25 protein-coding genes are annotated in these 23,249 nt (G+C 39.7%); 8 read left to right on the forward strand and 17 right to left on the reverse strand.

From position 1 onward, the window contains the following. Positions 1-40 precede the first annotated feature (40 nt). Entirely contained in the window at positions 41-760 is a 720-nt protein-coding gene (locus tag ABT310_RS04935; protein WP_375325636.1) for a hypothetical protein, read from the forward strand. Here ABT310_RS04935 and ABT310_RS04940 read toward each other — a convergent pair. The 5 genes from ABT310_RS04940 to ABT310_RS04960 form a co-directional block, all read right to left on the reverse strand. Beyond that, positions 743-1,360 (reverse strand): thioredoxin family protein, encoded by a 618-nt coding sequence (locus tag ABT310_RS04940; RefSeq protein ID WP_375325637.1) that lies wholly within the window; start codon positions 1,358-1,360, stop codon positions 743-745. The two genes, ABT310_RS04935 and ABT310_RS04940, sit on opposite strands and share 18 nt — an antisense overlap. A gap of 100 nt (positions 1,361-1,460) precedes the next feature. Further along, entirely contained in the window at positions 1,461-2,876 is a 1,416-nt protein-coding gene (locus tag ABT310_RS04945; RefSeq protein ID WP_375325638.1) for a TolC family protein, read from the reverse strand. Then, complete coding sequence (locus ABT310_RS04950; protein ID WP_375325639.1) at positions 2,860-4,215, reverse strand: HlyD family secretion protein; 1,356 nt, start codon at positions 4,213-4,215, stop codon at positions 2,860-2,862. The genes ABT310_RS04945 and ABT310_RS04950 overlap by 17 nt, the downstream gene beginning before the upstream one ends. A 5-nt stretch (positions 4,216-4,220) precedes the next feature. Further along, complete coding sequence (locus ABT310_RS04955) at positions 4,221-5,891, reverse strand: peptidase domain-containing ABC transporter (protein ID WP_375325640.1); 1,671 nt, start codon at positions 5,889-5,891, stop codon at positions 4,221-4,223. Further along, positions 5,881-6,579, reverse strand: a complete 699-nt coding sequence (locus ABT310_RS04960) for a TetR/AcrR family transcriptional regulator (RefSeq protein ID WP_375325641.1) — start codon at positions 6,577-6,579, stop codon at positions 5,881-5,883. Before ABT310_RS04960 ends, ABT310_RS04955 begins: the two co-directional genes overlap by 11 nt. A 119-nt stretch (positions 6,580-6,698) precedes the next feature. Here ABT310_RS04960 and ABT310_RS04965 point away from each other — a divergent pair, with 119 nt between their 5' ends. Next, complete coding sequence (locus tag ABT310_RS04965; protein ID WP_375325642.1) at positions 6,699-7,262, forward strand: DNA-3-methyladenine glycosylase I; 564 nt, start codon at positions 6,699-6,701, stop codon at positions 7,260-7,262. Beyond that, positions 7,252-7,797, forward strand: a complete 546-nt coding sequence (locus tag ABT310_RS04970) for a hypothetical protein (protein WP_375325643.1) — start codon at positions 7,252-7,254, stop codon at positions 7,795-7,797. Before ABT310_RS04965 ends, ABT310_RS04970 begins: the two co-directional genes overlap by 11 nt. Before the next feature lie 9 nt (positions 7,798-7,806). Here the strand turns inward: ABT310_RS04970 and aat are convergent, their stop codons facing one another. Further along, positions 7,807-8,457: a leucyl/phenylalanyl-tRNA--protein transferase gene (aat, locus tag ABT310_RS04975; protein ID WP_375326149.1), complete on the reverse strand. Its 651-nt coding sequence runs from the start codon at positions 8,455-8,457 to the stop codon at positions 7,807-7,809. 92 nt (positions 8,458-8,549) lie between these two features. Next, a complete protein-coding gene (locus ABT310_RS04980) occupies positions 8,550-8,927 on the reverse strand; it encodes a DUF3127 domain-containing protein (protein ID WP_375325644.1) in 378 nt (125 codons plus the stop codon). A 122-nt stretch (positions 8,928-9,049) separates the two neighbouring features. Between ABT310_RS04980 and ABT310_RS04985 the strand changes: the two genes are divergently transcribed. Next, entirely contained in the window at positions 9,050-10,201 is a 1,152-nt protein-coding gene (locus ABT310_RS04985) for a PAS domain-containing sensor histidine kinase (RefSeq protein WP_375325645.1), read from the forward strand. Between the two features lie 4 nt (positions 10,202-10,205). Then, positions 10,206-10,559, forward strand: coding sequence for a hypothetical protein (locus ABT310_RS04990; RefSeq protein WP_375325646.1), 354 nt, complete (start codon positions 10,206-10,208; stop codon positions 10,557-10,559). Here the strand turns inward: ABT310_RS04990 and ABT310_RS04995 are convergent. Both ABT310_RS04995 and greA read right to left on the reverse strand, forming a co-directional pair. Further along, positions 10,549-10,941 (reverse strand): HIT family protein, encoded by a 393-nt coding sequence (locus tag ABT310_RS04995; protein WP_375325647.1) that lies wholly within the window; start codon positions 10,939-10,941, stop codon positions 10,549-10,551. The two genes, ABT310_RS04990 and ABT310_RS04995, sit on opposite strands and share 11 nt — an antisense overlap. A 66-nt stretch (positions 10,942-11,007) precedes the next feature. Further along, the gene (gene greA / locus ABT310_RS05000; protein WP_375325648.1) at positions 11,008-11,484 is read right to left on the reverse strand and encodes a transcription elongation factor GreA; all 477 of its coding nucleotides are present in this window, start codon (positions 11,482-11,484) and stop codon (positions 11,008-11,010) included. Positions 11,485-11,671: 187 nt separating this feature from the next. Here greA and ABT310_RS05005 point away from each other — a divergent pair, with 187 nt between their 5' ends. After that, complete coding sequence (locus tag ABT310_RS05005) at positions 11,672-12,109, forward strand: hypothetical protein (protein WP_375325649.1); 438 nt, start codon at positions 11,672-11,674, stop codon at positions 12,107-12,109. Positions 12,110-12,160: 51 nt separating this feature from the next. On the opposite strand, the gene ABT310_RS05010 is transcribed toward ABT310_RS05005, so the two are convergent. The 6 genes from ABT310_RS05010 to ABT310_RS05035 all read right to left on the reverse strand — a co-directional run bounded on the left by ABT310_RS05010 (position 12,161) and on the right by ABT310_RS05035 (position 18,850). Then, a complete protein-coding gene (locus ABT310_RS05010; protein ID WP_375325650.1) occupies positions 12,161-14,365 on the reverse strand; it encodes a TonB-dependent receptor in 2,205 nt (734 codons plus the stop codon). Positions 14,366-15,225: 860 nt separating this feature from the next. Next, on the reverse strand, positions 15,226-16,764 hold the full coding sequence (locus tag ABT310_RS05015) for a DUF4301 family protein (protein WP_375325651.1): 1,539 nt from the start codon (positions 16,762-16,764) through the stop codon (positions 15,226-15,228). Further along, positions 16,757-17,326, reverse strand: a complete 570-nt coding sequence (locus tag ABT310_RS05020; RefSeq protein WP_375325652.1) for an AAA family ATPase — start codon at positions 17,324-17,326, stop codon at positions 16,757-16,759. Before ABT310_RS05020 ends, ABT310_RS05015 begins: the two co-directional genes overlap by 8 nt. Beyond that, positions 17,287-17,922 carry a nicotinamide riboside transporter PnuC gene (gene pnuC, locus ABT310_RS05025; RefSeq protein ID WP_375325653.1) on the reverse strand — a complete coding sequence of 212 codons (636 nt, stop codon included), beginning with the start codon at positions 17,920-17,922 and terminating at the stop codon, positions 17,287-17,289. Before pnuC ends, ABT310_RS05020 begins: the two co-directional genes overlap by 40 nt. Beyond that, positions 17,906-18,166 carry a thiamine-binding protein gene (locus ABT310_RS05030; RefSeq protein WP_375325654.1) on the reverse strand — a complete coding sequence of 87 codons (261 nt, stop codon included), beginning with the start codon at positions 18,164-18,166 and terminating at the stop codon, positions 17,906-17,908. The genes pnuC and ABT310_RS05030 overlap by 17 nt, the downstream gene beginning before the upstream one ends. A 42-nt stretch (positions 18,167-18,208) precedes the next feature. After that, entirely contained in the window at positions 18,209-18,850 is a 642-nt protein-coding gene (locus ABT310_RS05035; protein ID WP_375325655.1) for a 4'-phosphopantetheinyl transferase family protein, read from the reverse strand. Positions 18,851-18,922: 72 nt separating this feature from the next. On the opposite strand from ABT310_RS05035, the gene ahcY reads away from it, so the two are divergent. Continuing rightward, positions 18,923-20,239 carry an adenosylhomocysteinase gene (gene ahcY, locus ABT310_RS05040; protein WP_375325656.1) on the forward strand — a complete coding sequence of 439 codons (1,317 nt, stop codon included), beginning with the start codon at positions 18,923-18,925 and terminating at the stop codon, positions 20,237-20,239. Positions 20,240-20,309: 70 nt separating this feature from the next. On the opposite strand, the gene ABT310_RS05045 is transcribed toward ahcY, so the two are convergent. Then, entirely contained in the window at positions 20,310-20,888 is a 579-nt protein-coding gene (locus ABT310_RS05045; protein WP_375325657.1) for a DUF3332 domain-containing protein, read from the reverse strand. A gap of 142 nt (positions 20,889-21,030) precedes the next feature. Between ABT310_RS05045 and ABT310_RS05050 the strand changes: the two genes are divergently transcribed. Beyond that, positions 21,031-22,140 (forward strand): D-TA family PLP-dependent enzyme, encoded by a 1,110-nt coding sequence (locus ABT310_RS05050; RefSeq protein WP_375325658.1) that lies wholly within the window; start codon positions 21,031-21,033, stop codon positions 22,138-22,140. A gap of 3 nt (positions 22,141-22,143) precedes the next feature. Here ABT310_RS05050 and ABT310_RS05055 read toward each other — a convergent pair whose 3' ends face one another. Then, positions 22,144-23,166 (reverse strand): phytase, encoded by a 1,023-nt coding sequence (locus tag ABT310_RS05055; RefSeq protein WP_375325659.1) that lies wholly within the window; start codon positions 23,164-23,166, stop codon positions 22,144-22,146. Between the last annotated feature and the right edge of the window lie 83 nt (positions 23,167-23,249).

Raw genomic sequence — 23,249 nt, forward strand, 5'->3', positions numbered from 1 at the left:
GGTCAAAATATTTTAGAAAAAAAACGGTTATTAATACAACATGAACTTAACTAGAAGTCAGTTATCTCTTTTGATTACCCTCTTCTCCATGTCCACAGTGGTGTTGGTCTTGTTCAACATTCATTTAGGGGGCATGCAAGAGGATGAGTATGTTATTGAGATGAGCTTGGCCGATGAAGACATTGAGGAACTTCTTAAAGAGGAGGAGGAACGATTGGAAGAATTGGCTGCCAATAACGACCCTATAAAAAGCCATATGGCGATGAACGAAACCGCCAAACCATCTGTTGGTAATCCTGAGCCCTTAAAAACCCTTGAAGAACTTATGGAAGAAAGGGCTTTGAGCAGTGAAATGGGAGAATACGCGAACGATGCCGATTTTGAGGAGCAATTAAAAAAGTTAAGGGAAGAACGCGATAAGCGTAAAGAGCAGCTTGGTGAACGCGATGCCAAAAAAGAGGAATTCACCAATTACCTAAAAGATAAACGCACTTCTATTTCCTATTCTTTGGTAGAAAGAAATGCGTACGAATTACCTCCCCCTATTTACACCTGTATTGAGGGCGGAAAAGTGGTGATAAACATTACTGTGGATTCCAATGGTTATGTGACCGAGGCCGATTTTAATGATAAAAGCTCCACAACCAGCAATGGGTGTTTGGTGGACAATGCCATCACTTATGCCCTAAAGGCACGATTCAATTCTGGTTCAAGAAATGAGCAGATTGGAACAATTACCTATTTATTCCAAGGGAAGTAGTTTCAAAATATCGGTCAGGATATTTTCACCTTTATTTTTATTGTACCATACCTGAAGATCTTGTTTAAACTCCTCCGTAAGTTTACCGTGTTCCGCTTTACAAACTTGAACCATTTTGGTGGCAATACTGGGCCTTGGACCCCACTCACCGATAATCTCATCTACATCTTCATTGATTATGATCACTTTTGGAATGGCCTTAGCCCCATGGGTCAAAAAGGCTTCCATTAAGTCCAAACTTTCATCTCTCAACACGACTTTCAAGGAAATATTAGGGTTGGCCTCCGCAATTTTATTGAGTACTGGAAGACTGGCTGCGGCATCGCCACACCAACTTTCTGTAATCACCAAAAAAGTAAGTTTTGTATTAGATCGGACCAACGCATTCAAATGAACTTCAGAAATTTTGAACGTTTTATCCCAACGCTTCATTCTGCGTTGATTCAGCTTTGTAAATTCAATTCTAGTTGCAGATTGTTCAGGTCCGGTGGTTTTATCCAACTTTGTCAAGGCATCTACAAGCTCGCGATATTGGCCGTAATCCATTCCCTTTGCCAAATATTCGTTCACTATTTCAAGTCTGTTTTCTAATACTTCCATAAAAATAATTTTGCCAAAGGTAGTGCTACCCAAATTGCTTTTTAGTGACATTGGTCACATTGGTAGCTTTAATTGGTAAAACCTTACAAAAGAACATTTGTTAAAAACCTGATGGATTAATGGCCAAACTTTTGAACAGTTTAGCCTTGGTATGAAAAAATTTATTCTGCATCTCGTTCTGCTTCAAATAAGCATCGATCAGTTTACTTTCCCTTGAATTGATTAAAAACAAGGAACTTTCCCCAAAACTAAATTTACGCTCCTCTGCATCCAACAAAGTGGTATAGTCTTGCACAATATTAAAGATGAGTCTATTTTGTTCGTCGTAGGAATCCAACTCGTTATAAATAGCAACTACTTTGTTCTGAATTTCAACTTGGGCATTATCCCGCTCATATTCGGCGTCGCGCAACTTAAACTTGGCTAATTTTAGATCTCCCCGTTCTTTTCTCAAAAACAAGGGCAATTGAAACTCCACCCCTCCCTTATAATTTTCAAATACATAGGAATTGATGAACTCTGGGGTTTCGGTAATAAAATTGTACTCCACATTTAATTTTGGGAGAAGTTTATTTGCCTTTAATCTTTTATCCACCCCCAAACCTTCGATTTTGTATTCCAAGGAGCGTATTTTAGGGTGTGCTGCCAGACTAAAACTATCCAAAGGCACGCCTTCAATCTCCAAAGTTGTATCGATTTGTAGGTCAGAGCTCAAATCAGGTTTAACTTCGGGTTGGAGTTCTACGGGAACATCTTCAATCCACAAATAATTGGAAACCTCCAATGATTTTTTCATCAGTTTTACCTTGGCCTGCTCCAAACCCAATGCCCGATTGTTCACTGCGATTTTGGCCTCTACCGTATCGATCATGGCGATATCGCCAGCCAAAGCACTTTCCTTTATCCCATTGAACCTTATTTGGGCATTTTCCAAAAAATCACTGTATACATCGGCATCTTTATAGGCTTGCAACCAATCAAAATACGCCAAGGAAGCTTTGTACAGCACCTCATTTACCTGCAAGTCTTGCTCCGCTTTGGTCTGTTCTCTAAAAAATTTTGCCTTGCGAAGGGTCGCCATACGTTCGTTGGCCCAAAACCCTTGTAGCAAAGACATGCTTACCCCTGCACTGTACAACCCATCTTCAGGGAATGTCTCGTCTGGATTTAGGTAATAACCCTCATTTTCCTGATAATTTCCCTTAAGTTCTATCCCGAACCAGGTTGGAATCTTAAAGGTAGTGTTCAATCTTTCCCAATATTGGGTATCCTTAAATTCTTTACGCTCATAATCCACCTCAACTTTTGGATCAAAACCTCCTCTTGCCTTCATTAAATTGGCCTGCCCCATGGCAATGTTCAATTGGGCCTGCTTGGCAATAGGATGGTATTTTTTTACATAGCCCAAATATTCCTTAAACCCAAGGACGGTGCTATCCTGCTGTCCAAAAACAGGAAAGGCCATGATAAAAAAGAGAACATAAATAGAAACATTTCTTCTATTTTTTCGCAGCATCTGTACTCGAGTTTTGAGGTTGATAATAATTTGGTGGGAAACCGTTGAGCTGTCGCCAGATTTCGTACCAAATTGGAACATCTTCCAATAAAGCCATGGTACTGGCACCAGAACCTACCCTAATATCCTTGGGCCAAGCGGCTTCTTCTTCGTCGGGCGAAATCAGTATTCTATATTTTCCATTAGGGCTGATAAAAGTTTCAATGGCCACTACTTCGCCTCCAAATGTTCCGTAGGATGCGTTGGGCCAACCACTGAATACGATAGAGGGCCAACCATCAAACTGGATCCTTACTTTTTCACCTACATGAAGCAAAGGAAGATCAATTGGGTCTACAAAGGTTTCTACCGCAATATCATATTCGGAAGGCATTATACCTACCAATTGGGCTCCTTCTTTAAAGGTTTCGCCGATTCCGGATTGAATGGCCTTGTTGATGTACCCGCTTTGTGGTGCCTTAATATACATAAGACTGTTTCGCATTTCGTAGTTCACGTATTGGTTCTCCAATTTGGTTACCTGTGCTTCGGAATCGTACTGATTGGACTGCGCAGTGTATAGCTCACTTTGTGCCTTGGATATTTTATCGGTGTACTCGGCCTGAACCCGATTTATTTCGACCTGCGCATTGATCACATCGTTTTTGCTCGCGAGCAATTTGTTTTCTTGACTGATAAGCTTGGCCTGAGTTTCTTGCAATTTCAATCTTTTCCCCTCTAGGTCGGTTATCGCTTTTAATCCTTCTTTTTCGAGTTGCTCCACTCGTTCGTATTGACGCTGAGCTATGGCAATATTCGTTTTGGCCGCTTCTAGATCAATACTGTCACTTTTTACCTTAAGTCGTGACTGGATAAGCTTGTTTCTTGCCTGTTCCAATTTAAGTCCCCTTTCAGTTGTTAGGGCACTTATCTGTTGGTTCAATGCTTTCACTTTCTCTTGATAGGAGGTAACGGACATATTTTTAGCCTTGATCTGTTGTCCGGTACGTTCCACCAAATCGGGATCAAAATATTCACTTTTCACTTCGGATATAAAAAGGATGGTGTCTCCTTTTTCCACAAAATCGCCTTCACGCACGTACCATTTTTCAATTCTACCAGGAATGGGCGATTGAATGGTCTGTGGGCGTTGGTCTGGCGTCAAGGTAGTAAGGTAACCTCTACCGGATATGTTCTGCGTCCATGGAAAAAACAGAATGACAACGGCAATAAAGGAAAATGCGGCCAAAAACCGATTGAATTGTTTGTAATGCCTTTTGTGGAATACTTTTTTACCCGCTTCGTAACCGGTAATGTCCACATGCTCGTTCAATTTATTATTTGAAGATATATTTAGCATAGTGTTTATTTTAGGTTGACCAATTGACCGTTCTCCATTCTATATATTTCATTAAAATGGCCTTTCCATTTTGGATTCTCACTAACCATTACCAACGACCATCCATTGGATGGATCGGTTAAGAAGTTAATCAATCCATCATGCTCATCTTCGTTAAAAAATTCCAATGGCTCTTTCAGGATCATTAATTTTGGTCGGTTAACAATACTTCTTGCCAAAACGATCTTCTTGGATATAAAATCTGGAATCTTTTTGCCTTCGGGGTATAAAATCGTCTTTAACCCCAGTGGTTGTTCCTTTACAAATTGCGTCAATCCCACTTTATCCAAAGCCCAGTAGACATCTTCAATTGGCAGGTCTTTTCTACCGAATGTGATATTGTCCAAAAGGGTGCCTTCAAACGGGTTTTCTTCCATTAAACAATGCCCCAAAAGCGACCTGTACTCCCTAAGATTTACACCACTCAATGATACATCGTTCACAAAAATATTTCCACTATCCGGATTAACGATTCCAGCAATTAGTCTTAGGAGGGTGGCCCTACCTGAACCATTTTTACCAGTAATGAGTATGTTCCTTTCTGGATTTATGGTTAGTGATAAATCATTAATGATTTTTTTATCTCGGTCCGGCACTTTATACACAACATTTTGAAGCTCGACCACCAAGCCTTTATCTGTAAAGAATGGGGTTTCTCCTCCTTGTGGCTCCAATTCCTTGTCCACAACTTGCCCCAACTTTTCTAAAGAGGTCAATAAATCGTAGAAAGTTTCCAAGCCCAAGATCATCTTCTCCACGGAGTTGATCACCAAAAGAATAATGATTTCTGCTGCCACAAACTGACCAATGTTCATTTCTTGGTCCAATACCAGAAGCCCACCGATCAACAACAGGCCAGCCGTAACCAACACTTTGAAACCAATCATTTGAATGAATTGGAGTACCAATACCCTAAAGTGACCTTCCCTCGCATCGAGATATTCTGATACCAATGCATCATTTTTGGTGATGCCGTGTGAAGTTTTTCCAGAGAGCTTAAAGCTCACAATGGAACGGGCAATTTCCTGAATCCAATGTGCTACCTTGTACTTGACCTTAGATTCTTCCAAACTAGTATCCAACCCCCTTTGCGCCGTAAACTTGAACACGATATAGATCAACAAAATCAACAGTAATCCGTAAATAATAAAAAAGGGATGATAAAAGGATAGCAGCAACAACCCAAAAACAATCTGTAAAAAGGCCGCTGGAAAATCGATAAGAATCTTCGACAATGATTTTTGAATGGTAAGGGTATCAAAAAATCGATTCGCCAATTCTGGTGGATAATAATTTTTGAGTTCGCTCATTTTGATTTTCGGGAATCGATAGGCAAACTCAAAAGAGGATCTTGTAAAAATCTTCTGTTGTAAATTTTCTATGATCCTGATCTGCATCAACTGAAGCACACCTACAAATGCGACACCTGTGGTAACCAAAATTACCAGTACCACCCATGAAGTACTCACCCTTGCTCCTTGAATCAAATTGATGATCGCTTGAATTCCCAAAGGCAAGGAAAGGTTGACCAATCCAGCAAAGATGGCGTAGTAAAAAATTTGTAAAATGTCCTTTTTATCCAGCGACAGTAAGTCCATTAGTCGCTGCCATGCGGTTAGAATGTTTTTATTTGCCATTAAGGTTTTGATTTAGCGTTCGGAAAATTAAATCCGTAAAAAAGTCAGTTGGGTTTATTTTATCGTTACAATTGGTTAGTGTTGGAAAATGTTCCCTCAAAAAATGTTGATGTAAAGAGCCTTCTACAATGGTACTTGCCAAACTTAGAGGATAAGGATAGACTTTGTCCACGGCACTGATCATTTCACTCAATCGTGCCACCAGTCGTTTGCAAATGGTAAAATAATCATCCTTGTGGCCCTTATTTTCTTTATAAACTTCCTTTACCAAATAAGAATTTGAATATTCGTTGATGATCAATTGACTGAGCACAATCTCGTTAATATGGCTGAAGGCGTTATCCTCTTCCACATTTTGAGTGAGCACCTCTATGGCTTTTTCTAATTTTTTCTTTGGATCCTGAATGCTGTGGGTCGCAAATACCATTCTATACTCCATCCAGCCCCAATACCAAGCTGCCAAATAAAGCAGCAACTTTTGTTTGTTCTCAAAATAACGGTAAATAGAACTTTCATTAGAATTGATTTTGGAACCTAGTTTTTTAAATGTAAAATGTTCAAAACCCAGTTCCACAATCATGTGAATGCTTTCCTCAACTATCTTTTTGCCCAAACTCGATGATTCAGGATCCTTTACATAAAGTTTTTCATTGATTTCTATCCGTACCGACTGCATTAAAATATCCATTCTACCATATTTTAATTTTAATTCTCGCGAATATAATAGTAATACTATCACTTTCTAAGTCTTTAACTTTCAATTAACTGTTATTTTTTCCTTTACATTTGGTTAAATTCTTGTGAAAAATGAATAAACATAGATGCGGTTGGTGCGTGGGTGACCCACTTTATGAAGCGTACCATGATGAAGAATGGGGTGTACCTGTAAAAGACGACGATACCTTGTTCGAATTCTTGATTCTAGAGACATTTCAGGCGGGTTTAAGCTGGATCACCGTATTGAGAAAACGCGAAAATTTCAGGGAGGCTTTTGATCATTTCGATTATCAGAAAATTGCGAGTTATGACCAAAACAAAATCGAAGAGCTTCTTCAAAATTCTGGAATTATCCGCAATAAACTAAAGGTTCATGCTACAGTGACCAACGCCCAAGCCTTTATGGCCATTCAAAAAGAATTTGGGAGTTTTTCAAAATATATTTGGGATTTTGTGGACGGCCAACCCATAAAAAATAAAATTCAAAACTATAAGGAAGCTCCTGCAACCACCCCTCTTTCCGACACCATTAGCAAGGACTTAAAAAAAAGAGGGTTTAAATTTGTGGGCAGTACGGTTATTTATGCCCATATGCAGGCAACGGGCATGGTAAACGACCACGAGGTCAATTGTTTTAGATACGATGAAGTTTAATTGGATTATTGTTTTTGCGCTTCTTCTCGGACAAGTTATGGTTTCCCAAAACAAATTTGAGCGGAAATCTAAAGTTGATTTGGAAGATTTTCCCGAAAAGGCATATGCCCTACTTCAACCTCACATAGAAAATGCACGGCGAATCCAGTGGTACAAAGAGGTTGATGGCACAAAGCAAAGCTATGAGGTGAAATTCAAAAAAAGGAAATTGCATTATAGTGTTGAATTTGATGCCCGTGGAAATTTGGAAGATGTTGAATTCAACATCAAAGCGGTTGATATTCCTGAAGATAGTTGGATGGCCATACAGAAGTACTTGAAATCCAATTATTCTGATTACAAAATCAAAACTATGCTACAACAATATGCCATGCAAGCTGATGTTTCCGAAGAGCAACTACTTTATAATGCATTTCAAAACTTAATCCTGCCAGACGTGCAATATGGTTTAGAATTTACCTCTAAAAAATCAGGAAAAAAACAATTGATCGTAGGCCATTTCAATTCGGATGGAAGTTTAAAACTAATACAATAAAGACCAGTATCAGTGTTGCAGGATAGATAAGAATTGCTCCCTAGAAATCAATTCCGCTCCGAGACTTTCCAAATGATCGGTATGTACTTGGCAGTCGATGAGTTTATAGTTTTTCTGGGTCAGCTCCCGTACCATTTCTATAAAGGCAAATTTAGAGGCATTGGGTTCTAAACTGAACATGCTTTCCCCACAAAATACATGGCCCAAATCCACCCCGTATAGTCCACCGACCAAAAGGTCATTTTTCCAAACCTCAAAAGATTTTGCCATTCCTTTTTCGTACAGCGCCACATAAGCAGATTTCATTTCGGGAGTGATCCATGTACCTTCCTGATCCTTACGGTCCACATTGGCACAGTAATCCATCACCATATCAAAACAAGTGTTCTGCGTAAGTGTGAATTGTTTATTTCTAATCACCTTCCGCATACTTTTAGAGACTTTGAGCTTATTGGGAAATAGCACCATTCTTGGGTCTGGACTCCACCAAAGAATCAAGGAATCGTCGTTGAACCAGGGAAAAATCCCATTTTCATAGGCCAATTTTAAACGTTCCGGGGACAAATCACCACCCACAGCCAAAAGACCATCTGCATTTGCGGTATGTACAGGAGGAAATTCCAACCTATTGCTCAAAAAGTGAAGCGGCATATTTTCCATGGGGCTACTTTCCTTAAAAATACACAATGGTCCAAAAACAAGAAAATCTGGATCAAAAGTCCAGATTTTCAAAGTTTTATACTTGAGCTTCCTTAAAAAGGAAGGTCGTCGTGATCTTCTTCATTAAAATCGTCGGCTGGTTCAAAGGCTTCCATTGGAGGCACTGGTGGCATGCCTTCTGTATTGGATTCTGGCTGAAGACTCTCAATTCTCCAACCCTGGATAGAATTGAAATATTTGGTTTCTCCTTGCGGATTGGTCCACTCTCTTCCTCTTAGGTTAATGCTGATCTTTACCATTTGACCAACACTGTAACTGTTCAGCAAATCACATTTATCCTGAACAAATTCTACTAAAATATGTTGTGGATATTGTTCCTCGGTGGTCACTACCACTTCTCTTTTCCTAAAACCATTGTTACCATAGGACTTGGTCTCATCGATCATTTTGATTCTTCCCTGAACTTCCATGAATGTTAATTTTTGTTGAATTTCAAAAGTACACAAAATGAATCCCAATACTAGCCGTTATTCAAACTAAGTATTAACATGTTTTCCATTTTCGGTTATCTTTAATAACAATTTCACCTAGCATGAACTTCAGTCCTAAAAGGAAAGCTTCCAATATTATTATGCTTGTTTCGGCATTTGTTATTGTGAGTTTGATTCTTTGGAACACCAACAGCTTTTTTAAAAAGTTCAAGGAAGAGGAACGTTTAAAAATGGAGATTTGGGCCACTGCCCAGTTAGAATTGATTCAATCCAGTGTGGACCAAGAATTGGGCAACCTTACCTTGAAGGTGCTTGGAAACAACACTTCTACCCCAATGATCTTGGTGAACGAGGAAGGCTCGTACAAAACCCACAATATTCCCGAAGATAAGGTAAACGACAGCACCTATATCCGCAAAAAGATAGCCCAATTTAAAAATGAGAATGAACCTATCCTGATCATTCAAGAGGAAGAATTATTGGAAACCCTTTATTATGGGAATTCCGAAGTATTGAACAAATTAAAATATTACCCACTTGCGTTGTTGCTGATCATATTTTTGTTCGGAACGGTAATTTTCTTCTTTTTTAGAACCAATAAGGCATCGGAACAAAACAAACTTTGGGCAGGAATGGCCAAGGAAACGGCCCACCAGATTGGAACGCCATTGACTTCGCTACTGGGTTGGAACGAATTATTAAAAACGGAAGACATCAATCCAGAGGTCACACAAGAAATTGGTAAAGATATTGATCGTTTGCAAACCATTACGGAGCGTTTTTCCAAAATCGGGTCCATTCCAGAACTTAAGGAACACGATATTGTTTCCGAAACAGAAAAAGCTTTTGATTACCTAAAACAGCGAAGCTCCAAACTGGTACATTTTTCATTCAGCAGCAATGTGGAACATGCAGCCGTACTATTAAACCCTCCTTTATACAATTGGAGCATTGAAAATTTGGTAAAGAATGGCATCGATGCCATGAAGGGAAAGGGCAATATCGCCCTTCAAATAGAAAAAAAGGGGCAAAACATAAATATAATGATCTCCGATACTGGACATGGTATTGCAAAAAGTGATTATCAGAACATTTTTAATCCTGGTGTTACCTCTAAAAAAAGGGGTTGGGGATTAGGACTTTCCTTGGTGAAAAGAATTATCGAGGAATACCATAAAGGAAAAATTAAAGTATTTTCGTCAAGTAAAGAAGGAACTATCATGCAAATTTCCCTAAGAGTAATAGAAAATTGAATCCATGTCTAAGGAAAAACAACTCATAATAAAGGAAGCTGATATTACTAACAATTGCCCCGAATGTTTTAACCAAGAACTATCACTTACCTTTTATCAAAAGCACACCTTTAATCCGTTGTTTCATAGAACCACGGGTGAGGTCACCCATGAAATCAAGTGTAAAACCTGTAATTCTACGATTTACCCGGTAAATTGGACCGAAGATATAGAACGGGTATTTGATTATTACAACAAATTGGTACAGGCCGACAGACCCTCGGTTCGCTTTACTACCTTATTTTTTATCCTAATAATAGTATTGCTATGCTTGGTTGCTGCAGGCGTATATTTTTATTTGGAGCACTTTAATCAATAAAGGATTTGATTTTCTCCGCAACCGCTTCAAACTCATCTGGGGTAAGTGATTCCTTATACTGAAATGTGGCGTTGGCCATAGTTTGCAACGGAATTAAATGCACGTGCACATGGGGTACTTCCAGTCCAATAACCGTCATGCCCACTCGCTTACAAGGCACTGCTTTCTCCAATGCCAGACCTACTTTTCTTGAAAAGGACATTAATTTCATATAGGCCTCCTCTTCCATATCCAAAATCTTATCCACTTCTTTTTTGGGCACACAAAGGGTATGCCCTTTGGAGTTGGGGTTGATATCCAAAAAAGCAAAATTGTCCTCATCTTCTGCTATTTTATAACATGGAATATCTCCGTTGATGATCTTGGTAAAAATACTAGGCATTGTTCGTTGGTTTAAATAAAAAATCCCGTGCTGAGACGGGATTAAATATAAGAATTTTGTTTGCGCTTATTCCCTTGTAATCTCCAAAATATCAAATTTCAAGGTGCCGTTGGGCACTTTGATCTCGGCCACATCCCCAACAGATTTTCCAAGAAGTCCTTTTCCAATAGGTGAAGTCACGGATATTTTTCCCGTTTTCAGGTCAGCTTCACTTTCGGCTACCAAAGTATACTTTACCTCCATGCCATTGGCCTGGTTCTTCAATTTCACTGTGGAAAGCACCAAAATTTTGGAAGTATCCAGTTGTGATTCATCAATCAATCGGGCATTGGCCAAAGTTTCTTCCATTTTAGAAATTTTCATTTCCAAAAGTCCCTGTGCTTCTTTTGCGGCATCATACTCCGCGTTTTCTGAAAGATCTCCCTTATCTCTTGCCTCGGCAATAGCCTGAGAGGCTTTAGGACGCTCCACATCTTTGAGGTGGTTTAATTCATCCCTTAATTTCTTTAATCCTTCTGGTGTATAGTAAGATATATTACTCATATCCTTAATTTTTAATACATAGAAACATTGAAGAAAATCGAAATAATTTCCCCAATGCACTCGTTCTTACAAATAGAAAAAATCCTCTACGACACCCATGATCCAGCATGGTTTTTTGCGAGGATTTAACGCAAATATAGGTAAATTTTGTTCAACTTTGCGGGGATAACCTTCAGAAACACACTCAATGAAGCACATTTGGAGCCTTTTTATTTTGATGCTCATTTTAGCTTGCAGCTCAGATAACAGCAACCGAAATCCGTACCTGCAAGAGGTGAATTTCAGGTTCGAGATCAACTTGAATCTTCCACTATATGCCAACCTCAACAGTATAGGAAATCCCATTTATGTGGGTAATAGTGGTGTGGGCACCCGAGGTGCTTTTGTGATCAAATCCAGCTTAAATACGTTTTATGCTTTTGAAGCAAGTTGTCCCAACCACGCTCCAAATAATTGTTCCACTATGACCATTGATGGACAAAATGTGGTTTGCGATTGCGAAGGGTATACCTATAGCCTGTTTACGGGGCAACAATTGGATAGACCTGATGACGGAAATCGTTATTACGACATGCTTTTTTACAACACTTCACTGAGTGGAAATACGGTGATTATTTCCAACTAAAATAGAATAGAGAAATGGGATGCCATATTTAAATATGGCATCCCATTCAATTTAAAAGTTAATGGTGGCTCCCAACAGGAAATTAATTCCTGCCTGTGGATAATACCCAGCCCCCTCGATGGTGGTCACCGAACCTGGGTTGGACCAATCATCATCATAGGTGTAAAAATAGCCGTTCGATACAATGTCTGCATCAAAAATATTGTTCACCAATCCAGATAGCACAATGCTTTTCACAAACGAATTGGTTTCGATAACATACTGTACGTTAAAATCGGTTTGTGAATAACTATCCAAGGTAGAATTCTCAGAATCTATGTTGCCCATGTATTGCTCTCCCACAAACTTTGTCAACAAAGCGACCTGGAAATTTTCTTTTGGTTGATAGGCTAAAATATTCCCTGCCACAATTTGAGGTGAGTACGCAATGTTAGTGTTTCCTAAATTCTGAAGACTTCCGTCGCGTTGAAAGTAAAAGTCTTTATTCCTGTTGTCGCTCAAGGCAATATTTGGCCTAATACTAAATGATTTGGATAGTTGGATATTGGCATCTACTTCCAATCCTAAACGGTAACTGTCACCCACATTGGCACGCAAAGGCGCCCCCACATCGTTTAATTCACCAGTAAGCACCAACTGATCTTTATACTTCATATAGTACAGGTTGGTGTTCAATTGAAAACTTGGTGAAACGTATCGCCAGCCCAATTCAAAATCGTTTAATTTTTCTGGCTTTGGATTCCCACTTTCGTAATCGTTTCGGTTGGGTTCCCTGTTGGCCCTGGCATACGAGAAATAAAAGTTGTTGTTCTGGTTCAAATCAAACGTAATTCCAGCCTTTGGATTGAAAAAATCAAAGGTATCATCGACCAAACCAGTATCATCACCATTGGCTTGATACCCTACATTTCGGTATTGCATATCTCCGAAAACAGACCATTGGTTGTTCAATTGGTAATTGATTTTGGTATATACATTAAAATCGGTCTTGGTAGAAGTATCGTCATAATACCGATCCCTGTACTCGCTATTGCTGGCATATTGTGCCCAGATGATTTCGCCAAAATGATCACCTTCATACTTGTTGTAGCCCCCACCAATGATCATTTTCAATTTATCTTTGGTATAGGTGGTTGAGAAAACGGTTCCATAAAAATCATTGTCCAACCATCTTCTTCTGATCAAATCGGTGTTTTCTACCAATTCCCCATTCACCGTTATGGGTTCCAAACCATAGGTTGAAAAATCGTCGTCGTCACGGTATTGCTCAAAAAATCCACGGCCTTTAGTATAGTGCAAAGCTATGTGCATGTCCCATTCTGGACTCCAAGTTTCACTCCAGTGCAATTGAAAGTGGTCTTGTTTGTAGTTATCGACCTCATTATCATAAAACTGAATGTTTCCATTGGCATCGGTGTACATTCCAGCCGAGTTGAACGTCCTGTTGGTTTCCAACTCCTCTGCGGTGATACCGTTCCATGCTTGATACGTAATTTCATGTCCGCCAAAAAGCAAAGCTTTGATCAAGGTATTGTCATCTTTATACACCCCTTGAAGGAAATAGGAATCCAGCTCAGAGCTTGCGCGGTCCACATAACCATCGGATGTGATTCTGGACAGTCTTCCCGAAAATTCAATATGGTCGTTTAAAAGTCCCGTACTGAATTTTACATTGTTCCGAAGCGTATTGAAACTTCCGATTGAAGATGAAATCCTCGCATAGGCTTCTTCTGAAAAGGCGTCGGTAAGCATGTTTAAACTTGCACCGAAAGCTCCGGCTCCATTGGTCGACGTTCCCACACCACGTTGCAATTGCAAACTTTGGGTGGAAGAGGCAAAATCGGGCATATTAACCCAAAAAGTCCCTTGGGATTCGGCATCATTATACGGAATACCATTGATGGTCACGTTCACTCGCGTGGCATCACTCCCTCGAACCCGTATACTGGTATAACCAACCCCTGCTCCCGCATCGGAAGTAGTAACTACAGCTGGCATAAAATTCATTAGAATGGGAACATCTTGTCCCAAGTTTCTGGAGCGAAGTTGTTCTTTGTCCAAATTGGAAAAAGTAATCGGAAATTCTTTGGTTACCCGCACTGCTTGCACCAATACCTCATCGAGCACCACTTTTTTGCCTTCCAAAGAATCGGTTTCTGTTTCTTGGGCACTTGCGCCAAGTGCCAAGGCAGAGAAAGCCATGGTTGAAGCAAGCATTTTAAGGCGATGGTCCTTACTTTTCTTCCTCGATTGCATAGTTCCGCATTTTAAGGCAGCGGAATTGCCTTGAATAATTGAATAGAGTTTCATCCGTAAAAATGTTACGAATAAAAGGGGTCATTATTCTTGTTAGTAAATTGATTGTTGTTTCTAAAGAAACATAGAAATTCCAAGATGCGGCTTGCGCATTCCCTTGGCAGCATTACCCGCCCAGGTTCATTGGGTATAATCTCAGCCTTATTCTAGTTTTAAGTTTTGAGTTAAAAGCTTCAAGTAGCGAATTGTAGATACCTAAAACCTTTTATTTAGCACTTAACACTAAACTAAAGCACCCCTTTGAGATGGCGCAAATGTAATGCTCGACTTTCATTTTTCATAACAAAAGAAGAAATTTTAAGTTTTGCCTGTAAATAAGAAAGGCTGCCGAAGCAGCCTTTCATTGTTGCCAATCAATGGTCACAAGGAAATAAGACCATGGTACAGTTTGGCATAAGGGATAATACTTTGGTTAGTGTTCATATAGCATCATCCGAACGATTTTCGTTGTTTTTATTTTTCTTTCCTTTTACGTATGAAATCAACATATACACAGCAATTGAAACAGAAATAACATTGAAAAACAAAACAATTTTTAATAGCATTCTCTCTGTTGTTTACTGGTGGTTATAAGAAAGCCGCACGCGTAGTACGGCTTTCCAACCAAATCAACCAACCTAAATCTTGACAATTACTCGAATTGTCGAAATCCAATTGTGGTATCCAACAACTCAACCTTAAATCATAAGATCAATTGTCCGATATATTGTTAGACACCTTAAGAAACAAAAGGTCACTTTTAGGGCAAAAAAAATCCGCTGCCTTGATAGACAGCGGATTATTATGCTTTGAATTTTCAACTAAACTTGGTGGGTTGGCTTTAAGAGATCGTTCACCGTTTTTACTGGATTAAAAGTAACCAGGGGTACTTCCACAAAAATGGTGTTCCAAAAGGCCATGGCGCCATTCCACAGTCCAGGGAGTTCTAAGGCTTTTAGCTCTTTTCCTTCTTGGGTTTTCCCTGTAATGAAACCTTGTTTTGCATCGACAAAGTCGAGCAGGTCATATTTTTCACCCTTAAAATTTCGAACACCACACACCAAATCCACAGGATTAAAATGGGTTGAATTTTTAAGAATGTTCATTTGTTCGGCATTACCGGCATCAATTTGTGCCGACTCAATAATTTGAAGGGAAATATTTCCATCTGCATCCTTGATCCAAAATGGACCGCCTCCGGGTTCGCCTTCGTTTTTAACCATTCCGCAAATTCGTATGGGGCGATTGATTTTATCTTTTAAAACTTCCTTTTGCTCATTTACCCCCAATTCATCGTAGTTATTGGGCATACGGACATTGAGTTCTCGTTCCAAAAACGATTTGATTTCGTCTGCTTTTTCGACCGTAACCTCATTTTCTTCCATCATTTTGGCATAGTCGAAGGCTTTATCCTGAACTTTTTTAAGGACACCTGCAAGCATTTTTTTACTATTGGCAACGGTTTCCAAATTCTTATCGACCACTACATTATCGATGTTTTTAATGAATATGATGTCTGCATCTTGATCATTTAGATTTTCTATCAATGCTCCATGACCTCCTGGACGAAAAAGTATGGAGCCATCACCATTTTTAAATGGTTGGTTGTCCATATCCACGGCAATTGTATCAGTAGATGGTTTTTGATTGGAATAAGAAATAGAGAACGATGTATCGGTTTCTTTAGAGATTTTTGGCGCAACGGCATTTTCTTCATCGCTGAACATTTCATCATGCTGCTCGGAAACCGTGAAATGTAGATTGGCCTTGCCGTCTGTCTTGGCATAAAGGACAGCTTCTTTTAAATGCTCTTCGAAGGGCGTTGCCGTATCTTCTTCATATTTATGAAAAGGTAAAAGTCCTTTTGGGTAAAATCCGTAGTTCAACCCACTTTCCGTCAACATTTCACAAACAAAAAGGTACGCCTCCTCATCCTTATTGGCAGCCTTGCCCTCGATGCGTTCCATAATCAAATTATAAAAAGGAAACTTGGGCATTTGCTCGGTGAACTTTTGTGCGTCCTTATCACCTGTTCGAGCTATATATTTCGACAAGCTTTCTTTGGAAGGGTCATAGGCATCCAAAAAATTGAACATTGCCTTGAACATTCGGGATGCCGCTCCAGAAGCAGGCACAAATTTCAATAAGTCTAATGAGCCCCGGTGGGTTTCAAAATAGTTGACAAGTTCTTCGTGTTCTTTTTCCGAAAATCTTAGGATTCCATTGCCCACTACAGCAGCTTGTGCCAAGTTCACAAAGGGAATCCCTTCTTTAAATGTTTCAATTTGGTTGATTACTTTTTCTTTGGAAATACCTTTGGAATCCAATTGTTCCAAGTCTTTAGGACTCAATTCAATCATGTTTTTGGAGAAGTTTATCGATGTGTTTTATTGCCTTTGCCAGTCTTGTGGCCTTATCTCCCTTTAAAGTAATAAAATTTCGGTTATTTTTCTCCAAAGCCTCCTTGAAATACGCAAACATTCGTTCACGTTCCTCTGGTTTGTCCCTTAAATCATCAGCAACCCAAGGAGTGTCTATATTGGTTAAAAAGTACAGGTCGTAGGTGTTTTTCAAGGCATACTTCTCCAAAACAGGATCACAGGTACTGTTGTAATACGCCTCGGAATACACTTTGGTTTCCAAAAGATCGGTATCGCAGATCAAAACCCGATTCGCAGTCTTTGCCAATGTATTTTCCAATCGCATTTGTCCGTAGGCGATGGGAACCAAGTCGTGTGGTTCGCAAGTTTTCTGTTCGCGATCCCATTTATCTTGAAGATATTCCCTTGCGTATTCTGGCACCCATTCGGTGTTGTAATGTTGTGCCAATTGTTTGGACAATGTGGTTTTACCGGTTGATTCTGGTCCGAAAAGGACAATTTTTATGAGGTCTGAAGGTTGTTGACCAAGTTTTTCTTCCATGCTAAATATCCCTGAATAGCCAAAATGGTAAAAATGAGGTATTGTAATGAAAACATCCCCCATCCCCTGTATGCATACAAAGGTACGGTAATCAAATCACCCAAGATCCAAAGCGTCCAGTTTTCCAATTTTTTGGTGGCCATATACCACATAGCTGTAAAGAAAATTCCTGATGTAAAAATATCCACGTAGTTCGTTGGTCCTATTTCGGCTCCAAATATTTTATATACCCCATAAGTAACCATCATGGTAAGGATAAAAAAGCCAAAACCGATCCATTTTTCCTTGGTGTTGGTTCTGTTAATTTGAACGACCCATTCCCTATTGTCTTTTCTGCGAGCCCAGTTCCACCAACCATAAATACTCATGATGGAATAGTAGAAGTTCATCATCATATCGCCGTATAAGTCGTCCATTAGAAAAATATAGGTCGTGATCACCGTAGCGACCAAACCCGTAGGGTAGACCAAAATATCTTCGCGCTTGGCATACACTACACTGGCTATTCCAAAGAAAAAAGCGGTGGCCTCAAGAATGATCAAAGAAAGTTCCCTATCCTCGTAAGGGCCTATAAAAAAATCAAAAATGGGGTTCATATTCGCTTCGGTCAGATTTTACCAATTTCATGGTGAGCACCACATGATCTAGATTTTCGAAGGATGTTTTGATTTCGGATTGGAGTAATTCCATCACTGCATCATATTCCCCATACACTTGCGTGCTCAACGGGTTTTCCAGCACGGTTAGCCCAGAAGCCCTTAATTTTTTGATGAAATCTATGATTGGTGGTTCAAAATTATCTTGTAGTGGTGAAAGCGTGAGCTCAACAGATATATTCATCGGGGTTGCCTATTTAGATTGTAAATCTACAAAAAGGAAACATCATCCGCCCATCATTTTTATGGCATAAACGCAAGTAAAGCCCTCAAACTCCAAGAATTCGATTTCGTAGTGCGATTTTTTGCCCTTGTATAAAACTTCGGCAACGGTTCTGGTGTCATCAAAAGAAAAATCGATGACGTTCATATGTCTTAAAAAGCTGAGGCCACGTTCGGCGCAAATTTTATATAACGATTCCTTAGCACCCCAAACTATAGTCAACTTGCGAATAATGGCTTCGGCATTGGCCAATGTCTTATATTCTTCAATGGGGGTGAATTTATGGGCAATCTTTAAAATTTTGTCTCGCTGCATTTCTATATCTATGCCCACTTCGTCGCTTTCACTAACAATAATCCCTGTAAAATTGTGCGAATGGGTGATGGAAATAAATTTTCCATCCTTTAAATGTGGTTTTCCAAAATCATCGTAATACAGATCGTGATCTACATACCCAGCTTCCGCCATTAGGTGTCGAATGCTCAAAAAAGCCCTTCGGTGCGACTCCGATTTCATCCCATCCATACGGTTTTGGCAATGCGGGGTAAGCTCCACACTCTTAGAAAGTTCGGCCTCTTCTTCGGTCACTTTCCAAATATATACCTTGGAGGTGGGTGAAACTGTTATGGTTTTGTAAATGGGCATAACAATAGTTAAGTGAATTTGTATCTTTGTGCACTATTTAAGCTAAGCTACAAAAGTAAATATAGAAAAAGTATGAGCACAAAGACAATTCCGTATGTACCTTATAAGGTAAAGGACATCTCCCTAGCCGATTGGGGAAGAAAAGAAATTGAGCTTGCCGAAGCGGAAATGCCAGGATTAATGGCATTGAGAGAGGAATACGGAGAGGAACAACCCTTAAAAGGAGCCAGAATTGCCGGTTGTTTGCACATGACCATTCAAACTGCAGTGTTGATAGAGACCTTGGTTGCCCTTGGAGCGGAAGTTACCTGGAGCTCTTGCAACATATTCTCTACCCAAGACCATGCCGCAGCTGCCATTGCCGCAGCGGGAGTTCCTGTTTACGCTTGGAAAGGAATGAACGAGGAAGAATTTGATTGGTGTATTGAACAGACTTTGTTCTTTGGTGAAGACAGAAAACCATTGAACATGATCTTAGACGATGGTGGTGACCTTACCAATATGGTGTTGGACCAATATCCTGAGTTGGCTGCTGGAATCAAAGGATTGTCTGAAGAAACAACCACCGGGGTACACCGTTTGTACGAAAGGGTTAAGAAAGGAACGCTTCCAATGCCAGCCATCAATGTGAACGATTCTGTGACCAAATCCAAATTTGATAATAAATACGGTTGTCGCGAAAGTGCCGTGGATGCCATCCGCAGAGCTACCGACACCATGTTGGCAGGTAAACGTGTTGTTGTTGCCGGTTATGGTGATGTAGGTAAAGGTACAGCAGCATCTTTCCGTGGGGCAGGAGCCATTGTTACCGTGACCGAAATCGACCCTATTTGTGCGTTACAAGCCTGTATGGACGGTTTTGAAGTGAAAAAATTGGAAACCGTTGTTGGTAACGCCGATATCGTAATCACAACTACAGGAAACAAGGACATTATCCGTGAAGAACACTTTAGAGGCTTAAAGGATAAAGCCATTGTTTGTAACATTGGGCACTTTGATAATGAAATTGATATGGCCTGGTTGAACAAGAACTACGGAAATACCAAAAATGAAATCAAACCACAAGTGGATAAATACACCATTGATGGGAAGGATGTTATTGTTTTGGCCGAAGGACGTTTGGTAAACCTTGGTTGTGCTACCGGACACCCAAGTTTTGTGATGAGTAACTCATTCACGAACCAAACATTGGCGCAAATCGAGCTTTGGAAGTTCAGTGACAAATATGAGAACGATGTGTATATGTTGCCAAAACATTTGGACGAGAAAGTGGCCAAGTTGCATTTGGCTCGACTAGGTGCGGAATTGACCGAATTGAAACAAGACCAAGCGGAATATATTGGAGTAACTGTTGAAGGTCCATTCAAACCTGAATACTACAGATATTAAGATTTCATCTTTTTGAGCATAAAAAAACCCATGGTGTTTGCCATGGGTTTTTTTATTGGGATTAAGCATATTAATCAGCCAAAAGCGCTTCTTGATAGTAGCAAGTCTTGTGCTCTTTTAAAATTGCAAGACCTTCTTCTCTAGTGCTCATTGGGTCAATTTTTACTTGCTCTCCATTTGGCATGTAAACAATGTAGAAACCTTCTTCAAATGAAGATAGTTTAATAATTTCCCCGTTTGGTCTAACCGCATTCCAGGATTTTTCGCTTGGCTTGTACACCAAATCGATTTTCTTTCCTTTTTTAGGGCCATCAACCACTGCAACCTGTACTCTGTTTTTAGTGGCGATCATTTTGTAAGTGTTTCCTTCGTGTTCTACCATTTGTGTTTCCCTTTCACCCTCTTTCATGGCAATCGGATTAGATCCCGACCAAAATTCGATAACGTTAAAAATTATCGTGTCCCCCAATATGAACAATTCATATACTGGTACGATCCAAAGTCCCCAAAAAATTAAATTGTCTAAAAACCTACTGTTCGTAGCTCCTTGGTTCCACTCTCTAAGGTTGTTAAAAGCACTGTAAGACCCCAAGCAACTTGTAAACAAAATTGTGCAGGCCATCATTGAAGCAATAATTACTTTTTTCATAAGAAGATATTAATGGTTAATACCCTTAAATCTACAAAAAAATAAAGTTGAATGTATTTGAAACACAACGTTTATACGTTTATAAAATGTTGGATGTAATTTTTGTTTAGATCCTTACCTTTAGCCTTCAAACCCAAAAAGCATGAAAAACTGGTACGAAATTCAAAATATTGACACCGTAGATTCCCCATCAATTGCACTGTATGTGGAGCATTTGAAATTCAATATAGAAGAAATGATTTCTTTGGTGGATGGAAATACGGACAGATTGATGCCTCATATAAAAACCAACAAAATGCCGAAGGTAATGCAGTTACTTTTGGAGTCTGGGATTACCCATTTTAAGGCCTCCACGATTGCCGAAGCAGAAATTGCAGCCGAAGTTGGAGCCAAATCCGTTTTGATCGCACACCAACCGGTCGGGCCGAAGTTGCATCGATTTATTCAATTGATGAAACATTTTCCAAACACCCATTTTTCAACATTACTGGATAATCCGGATAGTGCTGAACTATTTAATCAAATAGCAACACAGGAAAATGTAACCATTCCCATTTATATTGACATCAACAACGGGATGAACCGCTCTGGAATTGAAATTGGTGAGGAACTAGATGATTTAATGGCATTTCTCAATACCTGCAAGGCCATAAAGTTTAAGGGCTTTCATGTATACGACGGGCATTTAAGGGACCCTGAATTTGCAATCCGTAATAAAAAAATTGAATCGGACCTTAAGGATGTATCTGCCTATTTTAAAGCAGTGCATGAAAGATATCCCGATGCCCAGATGATTTGTGGCGGAACTCCTTCTTTCACTTCCCACCTTATTGAAAAGAACAGGGTCACAAGCCCGGGAACTTGCGTACTTTGGGATTGGGGTTATGGCGAAAAACTGACGGAACAAAAATTTAAACACGCCGCCCTTTTGGTTACCAGAATCATTTCTAAACCAACCAAAGGAATTATAACGGTGGATTTGGGACATAAATCGGTGGCTGCTGAAAATCCAATTGATAAACGTGTGAAGTTTCTCAATTTGGACCATTACGAACTGCTTTCACAAAGTGAAGAGCATGGGGTTATCAAAGTGGAAGAGTGGAGCAAATTCAAAGTCGGCGATGTTCTTTATGGCCTTCCGTATCATATTTGCCCCACTATTAATCTTCATGATGAAGTTTCCGTGATAGAAAACGGTAAAAAAATAGATACTTGGGAAATTACCGCCCGCAAACGAAAACTTACAATCTAGGGTTTAATTTAAGTCCAAGGCTTTGTTCAAATCATAGAAATAGAAGTTCTTTTGATCGTTCATAGCAGCAAAAAGACCATTAGGGAATGTATTGTTCAATGGAACGGTTACCACATCACATCCATCAGTTTCGGTGGTTGAAAGGTTCACTGCCTTTATAAAACTATTATCCTTTCTGGAGAAAATATTAAACTGTCCGCGTTGTTGATCCGATACAATAATGTAGCCCTCTCCATTTGGATATCTTGCAATGGCGATTCCTTCAATATCCTCTAAAAAGTGTTCGCCACCAAAGCAGGACAATTCTTCATTCCCCATGTTAGGTTCGGCATAATATTTTTTAACGCACTCCCCCTCATCGGAATAATATACAAATCCTAATTCATTGTCCACGGCAATGGCCTCTATTTCCTTGCCTCCCGTGAAACTGCCAAATTTGCGAACCAAAGTGGACCAAACACCTGTACTATCCGATTCCAATTTGTATTGGTATAAATACGAACCGCTTGGTCCTATCTTTCTGCTCACGATGGCGAACAAGGATGAATCCTTCGGAGATTTGTACAAACTGATTCCCATGGCCAATCGATTTTCAATGTTGGTCTCGTCCTCAAAAACTGGAAATCCTCCACCGTCAAGAGGTTTCATATCGGGTACAGAAAATAATCTGATCTGCTGCTTTTCTCTTTCAGTAAAAGCGATTACATCAACAGCGATAGAATCATTCAATTGAAAACCGTACTCCAAATCCACATTATTTGGGCGTTGAATCCCTGTAATGGATTTTTCTTTGATGATTTTCCCGTTCAAATCGAAAGCATAAATGCCCCCGTTGGTTTCTTTATCGGTTCCAAAAACAATGCTCTTCGCTGCATCATCAGGATTTATCCAAATAGCAGGGTCGTCCGTATCGTTTGGTGTTTTTTCGGTAATAATATCTGGTGCAATGGCAGGCAGTTTACTTCCCTGTTCTTTACAGGAAACTGTAGCCAACACCATTACTATGGGTATAAATTTTTTAAGCATGAGTTTTATTTTATGTCAGTTTGTGCGCAGTCGAGAACGGTTAAAAGTTATCCGCTCAAAACCTCTCGACTGCATTCGATGTG

Origin of the sequence: Flagellimonas cixiensis (assembly GCF_042134615.1) — a bacterium.
Classification (GTDB): domain Bacteria; phylum Bacteroidota; class Bacteroidia; order Flavobacteriales; family Flavobacteriaceae; genus Flagellimonas; species Flagellimonas cixiensis.